We start from the raw sequence: 11,334 nt of genomic DNA on the forward strand, positions 1-11,334 counted from the left end.
CCCTCGCAGAAGTCCTGCGACCCAGCGCGTCGTAGGTGTAGGCCAGCGTCTTCCCACGCGCATCGGTGGTGGTGAGGACCTGATCAGCACTGTCATAGCTGGTGGTCGTGGTACCGGCGTCCGGATCCGACGCCGAGACCTGCCGCCCACGCAGGTCGTAGGTGTAGGCCCAGTGGTTGCCCGCGGCGTCCGTCATGCCCGTGAGGCGCCCTGCCGGATCGTAGGCGTAGGCCGTGGCCTGGTAGGAGCCCTGGGGCGTGGTGCCGGTGTACTGACGCAGTTCGGTGGTGTTCCCTCGGGCGTCGGTCAGGGTGGTGGTCGGCGTGTCCCCGTCGGGTGGGTCCACGGTGACCCGGTCCCCGCCGTACGTGGTGGTGGTGCGCCACCGCTCGGTGTTGTTGACCTCGAAGATCTCGGCTGTGACACGCCCTGCGCCGTCGTAGGTGGTCTCGGTGCGCCCGGGCACACTCGCCGGGGTGGCGAGCAGGCCGGTGGCAGGTGCTCCGGTGGTGTACCAGGGCTGGGTGGCGGTGACGGCCAGACCGCGTGAGTCGTAGATGGTGTCGGAGATGAGGCGCCCGGTCTCCCCGCGGTGGGCGGAGGTCTCCTGGCGTTGGCGTTCGCGGCCGAGACCGTCGTAGATGACGGTGCTGGTCACGTACGCGGACCCGTCCCAGTTCAACGTCTTCGTGGTCGTGGACGACCGGGCTGAGGATCCAACGGTGTAGGTGTAGGTGGTGGTCGCGGTGTCAGTTCCCTGGACACGTCCCGGCTCCCAGACAGCAGTCAGGCGGCCGAGCGCGTCGAAGGTGCCGGTGGTGGCGTGTCCGTTGGCATCGGTGGTCCTGGTGGCCACTCCCCACGCCGGGTCCAGCTCCGTGGTGGTGGTCAGCGCCGTCGCCGCTCCGGACCCGTCGGGGTCCGGACTGGTCACGGTGGCCTTCGTCATGAGGCCCTGGGTGTAGGTGTAGGTGGTCCTCGTGGTCCGCCCCAGCGCGTCGGCGCTCGTCAATGGCTGGCCGTAGCTGTCGTAGGTCGCGGTCGCGGTGGTGACGTAGGAGGGGGTCGACCCGCTGTAGGAGGCGACCTGCTGGGTGGTGGTGACCAGTCCCTTCGTGGGTGCAGTACCCACGCCCGCCCCGTCGTAGGCATAGCGCTGATCGGCGACCACGTCCTGGGGTCGTGTCGGCGTGGTGGCGCAGGCCTTGGCCACGGTCTCACTGCGCTGGACGGTGTCGAGGATGTTGGCAGACGTGTTGCGCACGTAAGTGCTGCGCGTGCACCGGTCGTCCGTCGACGTCGTGACGTCCCCGGAGTCCTCGACCTGGGTGGGCATGCCCAGGGAATCGAAGGTCGTGGTCGTCGCGGTGGTCCGGACCCCACCCGGCAGGGCGGGGGCGGTGGTACGGGTGCGGGTCGCCTGCACCCCGACGTGGTAGGAGCTCGATCCTGCGCCGGTGGCGGTGGCGCTCGAGCGCCACGGCGTGGAGAGGGTGCCCTGGACCTCGCTGGAGGCGTTGTAGACGATCTCTTCGCGCACCATTCCCGCGAATGCGTCGTGGTCCGTGATCTGGTCCACCTGCACGGACCTGGTGCCCCCGCTGCCGGAGGCGCGGTCGCCGTCCATGCCCCGGAAGTACCGGTACCGGGTGTGCTGCTGCGGGGCGGCCGAGTCCCCGGGCGCACCCGTGTACACGTCCACCGTGGGGTAGCCGCGCCACGTGGACCAGGTGCGGTACTTGGCGGGGGTCAGCTCGTCGTCGGTGTAGCGCCAGGCTGCGCCTCCACTGTAGGAGTAGGAGGTCACGACCTGCTCGGAGGTCGTGTCCTGGGGGGAGGTGGTGACCTGGGTCGCGACGTACTTGTGGAAGTACTCCATGACCGGGTCCACCGACCCGGCAGGTGTCCACCACACGGGCAGGCAGCGGCGCGAGTTCGACTCCGGGGCCGCTGGCAGCGAGGATGCGGAGCAGTCGGGGGAGGAGTAGGTGATGGCGGTCGTACCGCCGGTCTCAGCGGTGATTCCGGTCAACCGGTAGCGGGTCATGGCGGGGCGTCCGTCGAGCTGGGTGTCGACCCGGTTGGCGGCCTGGGTCCCCGAGAAGGTCGTCGCCGGCAGCGAGATGCTCGCACTTGCTCCCAGCCCTACGTGCTGCACGGATGCCAACCACAGCACGGCCTCCGACAGGTCGCCATCCCCAGGGTCCGGGAACGTATGGGTGAGCTTCCACTGGTCGACGCCGCGGTACGTGCCGTCGGCCTTGAGGATCTTCGTGGTGAGGGAAGTCAGGCGTTTGCGGGTGAAGAATGTCGGCGAGTACTGGTTCGGGCACGAGGTGGAGGACGTGCAGATCAGGTCGAAGGGTACGTCGGGCCAGCGCGACTGCGAGGCCTGCGTGAGATCGCCTGGCTCGCAGTCGGCGGCTGCCTTCACGCACCGCTCCTCGTAGGAGAGCTCGATGCGGGCCGGGGAGTTGGAGGCCTCGGATCCGGCCCGGGTGCCGTAGTCGATGCGGGTGAGGTAGCCGCCTCGTTGGTAGGCACTCACCCCGGCACCCAGGTCGTGGCCGTAGTTGTTCGCCTCACGCGCGTACACGTAGGTCATCGAGTTCCCGGTCGTGTCCACGACGTAGTCCAGGTTCCACCGCCACGTCTGCTGGCAGCGTGAAGCCGCGAAGGTCGCCTGGTAGCAGGGCTCGCCGGGGTGGTTGCCATGGACGGGCACCGTCCATGAGGAGTTCAGGGCCAGGGCGTCGGCCGCTGAGCGCTTGTCCCTCCCGAACCAGTACTGGGTGCCGTCAGAGGTGGTGACCTTCCAGTACTCCTTGTCGTTGTCCGCATTCCAGGCACCCGTGAGGTGTTGGACCAACGTGTTGTCGTCCTCCTTCAGGCGCCATGAGCCGTTGGAGGAGTCCTTGACGAGCTCGGTGGCCTTCCCGCCCAACACGAGAGTGGCGTTGTCGGACTTCCAGCACAGGTCACCCGTGGAGTGCGACGCATTGTTCGCACTGCCGGCAGAGGTCGCCTTCATGTCATCGGCGCAGGCAACGTACTTGCGTTCCACATAGCCGCCCGTCGACAGCTCCCACCCGTCGCCGACCACCGATGTCTGGTTGTTCGTCGACACGGTGCGCCCGTCGAGGGATCCCGAGTCGTAGGCCAGGGAGATGTCGGGGGCCAGGTCCCCGGGCACCGCGGGCGCCTGCATCGCGTAGGTCCAGTCGAAGGATCCCGTCCCGGCACTCACCTGCCACGAGGCGGACGACGACAGCGGGGTGGCCGACCAGTTCCCGCCCGCTCCCGAGGCGCCGGCGGAGACCGCCAAGACGGTCGCCGCGGCACCACCTGCCGCCGACACGCTGGCGACGCTCGACCTCGCGGTGGTGGCAGGTGCGTCCAGCTGAACCGTGGCGGACAGCGTCATCGTGTCCAGGTCCAGGTCCTGACCGGTGACGGGCGTGCCCTTCTGACAGGCGGCAACCTGCGGCGTCGTCATCGCACAGGCGGGCAGGCGCACCAGCCTCAACCGGGATGCCCAGTCACTGGTGACGCCCGCTGCCACGTCGGACAGGTCCAGGGCGACCTCGACCGCGCTCGTCGTCGCCACCACACCACCCTTCGATGGCTCAGATCCCGACAACGACCCCGTGTCGGACTCGGGCCCGGGCTCGGTCCCGGACTGCGGTCCCGACCCGGCCTCGTCCTCCACTCCGGACTCGGCTTCCGCCTCCGCACCTGACTGCGGTCCCGACTCGGACTCGTCCTCCACCCCGGACTCGGCTCCGGTCTCTGCCTCGGGCTGTGACCGAGTTGTCGACGGCGTCGGTTCCACCGCATCCACGTGCGGTGTCAACGCGAGCAGGATGCCGTCCGCGCCGCCCGCGACTCCCTGGCCGGCAGCCACCACCTCGACGTCCACACTGCCTGCCGCGCCGCTGCCCGATCTCCTCGCGCCCGGCGTGGTCGCTGGGTCGGTCGTCGCGACGGTGACGGGCAGGCCACCCACCTCCGCACTGGTGCCCGCGGCAGTCGGGGAGACCTCGACTGCCGCGGGGGTCGGCCAAGTGGTCGCCGCATCGGCACCACCCTGCGCCAGCGCCCACCCGGTCGTCCCGGGTCCGGTCGGATCAGGAGCATCGACCGCCGGTGCCTCGACTGCGACGGCTGCGTCCTCCACCTCGCGGTCCTGCCACAGCTGTGCGCCCCATGCCCGGCGCTCCTGCTCACTCCACGCCTGGCGTTCGGCTGCGGACGGATCATCGTCCGCCTGCGTCGGCGCCGACAGCCCCACGAGGACCAACGCTCCGGTGACCAGTGCCGCGACTGCTCGCGGAGCGACTCCCACCATCCGTGTCGTGCTCATCGCAGTCTCCGTCCTCAGCTCAGGTCACCGGTGCAGATGGATCGGATCCCATCCACGTCCAACACGCTCGTGTACAGACGCACGTCGTCGATTGCGCCGGTCCAGTTCTCCGCGTACGCACCGCCCACCCGCCCGCGGCCCACCTGCACGGCGCCCCCACCCGACCACCTCGTCCCGGAGTAGGTGTCGCTGCGGTTCCCCAGGACGGGCTCACCCGACCCCGGTGCCTCCGGCGTCCCCACATCGCACACGTACAGACTCATCTGCCCGGTGGCGGCCTCGTACTCCGCGGCCAGGTGGACCCAGCGACCTGCGACCACGGGAGCCTGGGAGATCGCGAACGCAGCATCCCCCGTCCCGTCGGCGTTCGTCTTCCAGAATCCGTAGCAGGTCGTCAGTCCCGTCGGACAACGGTCAGAGGAGAGGCGCCCGACCTTGAACGCACTGTCGGACTGCCCGTCCTGGCTGACGGCCACCTGGGTGGCCGACTGCGCGGTGCCGGGGCGAACGAACGCGGTGACCGTGAAGTCCTCCGAGGAGTCGATCACGGGGCCACTCGTCGTCGCCGTGTCCGAGGTCGAGGCGAAGGCGAGCGCGTGGTCCCCGGCGTCGGTCCCGAACTCGGCGAACGGGCCCGCCACCCGCGTCACCGACGGCGCCAGCGCCAGGGGATGCCCCCCGCCGGAGGCGTCCGCCACGCTCGCCCCTGACGCCTCATCCATGTGCCACGTCGCCGCGGTCGACGCGAAGTGGACGCTGAACCTGTACATCCGCACTGCTGACCGGTTGCCCGCCCGGTCCACAGACTGCACGTACAGTCGCTGGGAACCCACCGAAGTCGGGGTGAACGCCACCTGCGCCGAACCGGAAGAGGCCCCCAGACTGGAGCCCAGTCCGTCGGCATTGAACGAGTACCTGAACGACGTCACCCCCGTCTCGGCGTCGCTCGCGCTCACCGTGAACGTTCCCGACTGTCCCGCGCCCCCGGAGAGTTGGTCCTCCGGGTAGACCGGGGACGACACCGTGGGCGTCGACGGCTTGCCCGTGTCCACGACGAACCGGCACTTCGCCTGTGGGCCGTACCGGCCCGCGGCGCGGACACCGACGTCCTTGCCCCCGGGTCGCCACTCATACGTCCTGCCGTTGACCAGTGCCTTGTCGGACGGGACCGTCTTGGTGAACGTGGCGGGTGACACCCCCGTCACGTCCGGCATGTCCCAGTGGATGCCCGATCCCCCGACCTCGACCACGTCCAGGTTGCCGATCACGTTCCCGCCGTCGGGGTCCGCCACCTTCCACGACAACGTCGGAGTGGTGTCATTGATCGCCGGCAAGGTGCCCGACGTCGCGCAGGAGGTGGCCGGGGTGGTGCCCAGGTTCGTCGGTGCTCCCGGCAGACGGTTGTACGTGACCGACAGACGTGGGTTCTCGTACCGCTTCCACCCCGAAGCAGAGCCCTCGTTCCCGGCCAACACCCCGAACGTCACCTGGGACGCATCGTGGTCTGCGGTGTACTTCGCTGCCTGGGTCACCGAGAACGCCACGTCACGCTGGTTCCCGCACGCTGCCCGGTGTGCCAGGGTCTGCGCCGCCTGCTTGGACTTGAGCGCTGGCTGGGCGTTCCACGTCGTCGACGAGCTGATCCCCCCGGTGTGCCAGATCTGCACCTCTGTCGCGGTGCACGAGTACGAGTGCTGCCCGTACAGCGTCAGCGTCGCCGACTGGACGTCGTCACCGGTGGCCGCGCCCACCTTGCCCAACCCGTTGAACTGGAAGAACGACCTGTTCACGCTGGTCGGCGAGCACCCCAACTCCGCCGTGCACCCGCCCACCTGGTAGTTCGTCACGTCGTTCCAGTGCGCGGTGGTCGGCCACCCGGACTGCACGTACGCCCGGCCCTGCAGGGAACCCGACACCGAGGGGTCCACGTACAGGGGGAACTGCGCGGACGCCGCCAGGTCCTCGTCCAGGCTCAACGCCAGGTCATCCCCTCCCACCACCTCCACGTCCAGCGGAGCGACGGCATCGCCTTCCAGTGGGCTGCGCGTGCGGTCCCCGACGACACCGGCACCATCGGCGGGCGCGTCGCCGTCCCCACCCGGGAGTGCTCTCCCGTGACCGTCCGCCGTCACACGGAGAGCCCCTGAGCTCCGGCCTGCCACGGCCACGACATCGGCCGACGAGTCCCATGCCACCGCCCGCGGGGACAGGAAGACCTCCGTGCCGTCCTCGTCCACCGCCTGCAGGGAACCGTCCTCGCCGGACTCCCACGTCAATCCCTCGTCCAGGTCCACCGGCAGTACCAGGTCCGACAGCGCGGCCTGGTCCAACGCCTCAGGAGTGGCGATCCGCAGGACCTCACCGAATCCCGAACCGTCCTGCGCGACCGTCACGATCAGGTCCACGCCGGGGAGCACCCCTGGATACACGAGCTGGTCACCGTCGCCCTCGACATCGGGAGCCGGCAGGTCGAAAGGGACGTCGAGGGACAGCTCGTACCCGTCCTTGGAGAGCAATGCCAGGGGCTCCCCCGCAGTCCCGTCACTGAACGACATCGCCACGGCCGGAGCCACCAGGGCGATCCGTCCCTCGTTGGCGGCAGCGAATGAGGCGTCGACGGGCACCCAACCACCCTCCGCCGTCCGCGAACGCACGGCGTCGATGCCTGACGTCCACTCCAGGGTCCCATCCGCGTGCGCGACAGTGCTCGACCACGGGTCGACCAGGTCAGCCACCACCACGTCCTCCCCGCAGGAGGCGGCCAGGGCGCCGGCATCCTCAATGGTCGGGGCGGTGCCCGTGCACGCGGGATCGTCGGTCGGTGCCGAGGTCGCCGCAGGCGCGACTCCGCACACACCTGCGAAACTCGCCAGGAGTCCGACCACTGCCACCAGGCCAACTGCCCGTACTCCACCAGAACCCAGATTCATGGCACCACCCAGCGACAGGGCCCACGACCGCGAAGCCGTCGGCAACCGACATCAAGAACCAGCCACCGACGCCGATCACCATCGCTCCCGGCACCTGCGTCGAACGCCCGCACGATCGCCCGGGGACCGTGTGCCGGGCCACGAGGACACTCACAGTCCCCGTGCGGACTCCCGGCGCGACGGTGGCGCCCTCGGGCAGGTTGTGCGACCGCTCCGCCACGGTATCCCGCGCAATTGGGCCGGCCAATGCTGTCGGACACCTGCATCTGCCAGTGTCCGGAATGCCCTCTCGGGCCCGTTCGGGGACGGGTGGTGGTCAGTCTGCGGAGGTGCTCACCCCGACACGCGGGGCACGAGCTGCGTGGGCAGCAGCACCGGGCGCTCCGTGCCCCTGTTCTCGAGGCGCTCGCGCAGCATCCGGATCGCCTCGCGTCCCATCCGTTCGACCGGGTTGGTGATGGAGGTGAGTGGCGGGTCCGCGAGCGCACCCGCCTCCAGGTCGTCGAAGGAGACGATCCGCACGTCGTCGGGGACCCTCACACCCTCCCGCCGCCACACCTCCATGGCACCCAGGGCCATGAGGTCCGAGCAGGCGAAGACCCCGTCCACCTGGCCACCACGGATCATCGGCAGCAGTTCCGTGCCCGCGCGGGTCCCGGAGTCGCGGGTGAAGGAACCCTGCACCACCAGGGGCGTCGTCCCCGCCTCCCCCATCTGCTGGGTGAACCCCTCGAGCCGGTCCTGGGCGGCCACCATGTCGAGGGTGCCGGTGATGACGGCAGGCGCGCGGGACCCGCCCTCGAGGAGCCGTCGCGCCGCGATGCGGCCCCCCTCCCGGTTGTCGACGTCCACCCACGCCTGGGAGGAGGTCGCCCGGGCGGGACGCCCGATGAACACCACCGGGATGGCGGCGCGCATGAAGGTCTCGATCTGCCCGGGGATCTGGTGGTGGGAGACGACGATCGCCCCGTCCACGTGGCCGTCGTGCAGGAAGGAACGCAGACGCTGGTGGCTGCCGGCCCGGTCCGCGAAGGCCATGACCAGCTGGATGTCGGTGTCCTCCAGGGCCTCCGAGACCGCCTGGACCGTGATCGCGAAGAAGGGGTCGGAGAAGATGCGCTGGTCCGGTTCGGGCACGACGAGGGCGACCGTGTCGGTGCGTCGGGTGACGAGGGAGCGGGCGGCCCGGTTGGGCACGTAGCGCAAGGTCGTCACGGCTTCGCGCACCGCGCGGGCCTTGGGCTCCGACACGCCACTGTCACCACGCACGACGCGCGAGGCCGTGGCCCGCGAGACCCCTGCCGCGCGGGCCACGTCCTCCAGCGTCACCGCCGATCTGGGATCCACCGACATGTCCGCCCCCTCCACGTGTCAGATCCGGCCACGATACCCATCAACCCTGTGGAACCACCCGGTGCGCCGGGCCACGGACCGGACAGCGCCACAGCGCCCGTCCTCCGGTGGTGGGCCCGAGCCCGCTCCGCCCGCCCGTCCACGGAGAGGACAGGGGCGGCGCCGCCCTCGTGCGTGGACGGACGACGCCGCTGACCCCGGGGAAGTCCCCCCATGCCCTCAGCCGACCTCGATGCTGTTGGTGCGGCTCACCTCGCGGAACCAGAGGGCCGATGCCTTCGGCGTGCGCTGCTGCGTCGCGAAGTCCACCCGGACGATCCCGAAGCGCCTGGTGTAGCCCCAGGCCCACTCGAAGTTGTCCATCAGGGACCACACGAGGTAGCCACGGACGTCCGCCCCTTCCTGGATGGCGGCGTGGACCGCAGCCAGGTGGTCGCGCACGTAGGCCAGGCGGTCGGCGGAATCGTCCACGAAGCCCGCGGCGTCCGGGTGGTCCTCGTAGGCCGCCCCGTTCTCCGTGATGACCAGCGGGACGCCCACGGGCCCCGTGTACTCCCGGTGCAGTCGGACGAGCAGCAGACGCAGGTCCTCGGCGTCCACCTCCCAGCCCATTGCCGTGTGTGGAAGGTCGCGGGGCACCATGCGCACCCCCTCGGAGCCCACGTTGGGGGAGCGTCGCAGCAGGCCCGCGCCGTTGCGCCACTCCACGGCCGCTTCCTCCCCCGGCACGGGGGCCGCCACCTGCTGCCCGTTGTAGAAGTTCACGCCGAGCACGTCGATCGGTGAGCTGATGACCTCCAGGTCCCCGGGCTCCACCGAGGCCAGGATGTCGGCCTCGGCGCGCATGTCCTCCACGACGTCCGCTGGGTACTCACCGCGGAAGATCGGGTCGAGGAACAGCCGGTTCGCGAGGCCGTCGATGCGGCGCGCCGCATCGAGGTCGCCCTCGTCGGTGGGATCGCACGCGTGGACGGTGGAGAAGTTCAGCGTGATCCCCACACGGGGCTGCTCGCTGCGTGCCTGTGCCTCCTCGCGGATGGCGCGCACGGCCAGGCCGTGGGCCAGGAGCAGGTGGTGGACGGCGGCGACCGCCTCCTCCGGGCTGGTGTGCCCGGGGGCGTGCTCGCCGCACGCGTAGGACAGCAGGGAGGAACACCACGGTTCGTTCAGCGTCGTCCACGTGTCCACCTTCGCCCCCAGGCGCCGGTAGACCGTCCGGGCGTACTCGGCGAAGGCCTGTGCGGTGGCGCGCTCCGTCCACCCGCCCCTGTCCTGGAGGGGTTGGGGCAGGTCCCAGTGGTACAGCGTCAGCCAGGGTCGGATCCCAGCCGCCAGCAGCTGGTCCACGAGGGACTCGTAGAAGTCCAGGCCCTCGGGGTTGAGGGTGTGCCCGTCGGGCATGACCCGCGCCCAGGACACCGAGAAGCGGTAGGTGCCCAGACCGAGGTCCTGCATGAGGGCCACGTCCTGGGGAACCCGGTGGTAGTGGTCGCAGGCGACCTCGATGTCGGACCCGTCGATGATCGTGCCGGGCTCACGGCAGAAGGTGTCCCAGATGGAGTCACCCTTGCCGCCCTCGTGCCCTGCGCCCTCGATCTGGGCGGCGGCGGTGGCCGCGCCCCACCGGAATCCCTCGGGGAAGGTCAGTGTGGTCATCCCTTGACAGCTCCTTGCATGATGCCCGACACCAGGTGGCGTCCGGCGAGGACGAAGAGGGCCAGCAGCGGCACGGTCGCCACCACCACGCCCGCCATGATCAGCGAGTAGTCCTTGAAGTAGGAGGCCTGCAGCAGCTGCAGGGCCACCGGCAGGGTCGGGTTCTTCGCACCCAGGACGATGAAGGGCCAGAAGAAGTTCGTCCACGACCCCACGAAGGTGAACAGGGCGAGCATCGCGGCCGCAGGCCTCGCCGAGGGCAGGGCCACCGACCAGAACGTGCGGAACATGGAGGCCCCGTCCACACGCGCCGCCTCGATGAGTTCGGTGGGCAGCGCGTCACGGATGTACTGGGTCATCCAGAACACCCCGAAGGCGGAGACCATGCCGGGCACGATGACCGACACCAGCTCACCGGTCCACCCGAGCTTCGCCATGACGATGAACAGGGGCACCACGCCCAGCTGGGCGGGCACCGCCATGGTGGCGATGACGAAGGTCAGCAGGCCGTCGCGGCCCCGGAAGCGCAGCTTGGAGAAGGCGTAGCCGGCCAGGGTGGAGAAGAACACCACCGACAGGGACACCACCGTGGAGACGATGACGGAGTTGACGAACGCCCCGAGGAAGTCGATGTCGGAGTTGAGCACGCGCCGGACGTTCTCCACCAGGTGCCCCTGCAGGAGCAGGGGCGGGATGGGGTTGCGTGCGATGTCGGCCGCGGTGGAGGAGGCCAGCTGGAGGGCGAACCACAGCGGGTAGGCGGAGACCAGCAGCGCCACGGTGAGGATCACGTAGGTGACCCACCCGGGCCGGCGGTTCACCCCGAAGGAGCGGTGCTCCACGCGGGCCGCACGGCGGCGGTCCTCACGCTGGGCCCTGCGCCGGGCGGCACGCGCCGCACCCTTGCCGGCACGCTGCTCGGTCATGGCCACCGAGGGGGAGTTGGTGGTGGTGCTCATCGCTGGTCCTTCCCGTCGTCGACGAGGACGGCACCGGGGGTCACGTCCAGGCCCGTCTGCGGGGCCGGGGTCG

At 70.1% G+C, this 11,334-nt stretch carries 5 protein-coding genes; all 5 read right to left on the reverse strand.

Features of this window, described 5'->3' with window-relative positions:
- Positions 1-4,363 (reverse strand): hypothetical protein (locus TA90_RS02835; protein ID WP_043534513.1); only part of this gene is annotated, 4,363 nt, incomplete at its 3' end.
- Between the two features lie 14 nt (positions 4,364-4,377).
- On the reverse strand, positions 4,378-7,293 hold the full coding sequence (locus TA90_RS02840; protein ID WP_147513332.1) for a LamG-like jellyroll fold domain-containing protein: 2,916 nt from the start codon (positions 7,291-7,293) through the stop codon (positions 4,378-4,380).
- A gap of 333 nt (positions 7,294-7,626) precedes the next feature.
- Positions 7,627-8,646, reverse strand: a complete 1,020-nt coding sequence (locus TA90_RS02845) for a LacI family DNA-binding transcriptional regulator (protein ID WP_043534515.1) — start codon at positions 8,644-8,646, stop codon at positions 7,627-7,629.
- 219 nt (positions 8,647-8,865) lie between these two features.
- Positions 8,866-10,302, reverse strand: coding sequence for a GH1 family beta-glucosidase (locus TA90_RS02850; protein WP_043534516.1), 1,437 nt, complete (start codon positions 10,300-10,302; stop codon positions 8,866-8,868).
- A complete protein-coding gene (locus TA90_RS02855; protein WP_043534517.1) occupies positions 10,299-11,261 on the reverse strand; it encodes a carbohydrate ABC transporter permease in 963 nt (320 codons plus the stop codon). The genes TA90_RS02850 and TA90_RS02855 overlap by 4 nt, the downstream gene beginning before the upstream one ends.
- Positions 11,262-11,334 lie beyond the last annotated feature (73 nt).

The sequence above is a fragment of the Actinomyces polynesiensis genome (assembly GCF_000820725.1).
In the GTDB taxonomy this organism is placed as follows: Bacteria; Actinomycetota; Actinomycetes; order Actinomycetales; family Actinomycetaceae; genus Pauljensenia; species Pauljensenia polynesiensis.

What these genes read in the sequence shown, in the direction of transcription:
- TA90_RS02855 (WP_043534517.1), bottom strand. Translation starts at nt 11,261, where the DNA reads ATGAGCACCACCACCAACTCCCCCTCGGTGGCCATGACCGAGCAGCGT.
- TA90_RS02850 (WP_043534516.1), bottom strand. Translation starts at nt 10,302, where the DNA reads ATGACCACACTGACCTTCCCCGAGGGATTCCGGTGGGGCGCGGCCACC.
- TA90_RS02840 (WP_147513332.1), bottom strand. Translation starts at nt 7,293, where the DNA reads ATGAATCTGGGTTCTGGTGGAGTACGGGCAGTTGGCCTGGTGGCAGTG.
- TA90_RS02845 (WP_043534515.1), bottom strand. Translation starts at nt 8,646, where the DNA reads ATGTCGGTGGATCCCAGATCGGCGGTGACGCTGGAGGACGTGGCCCGC.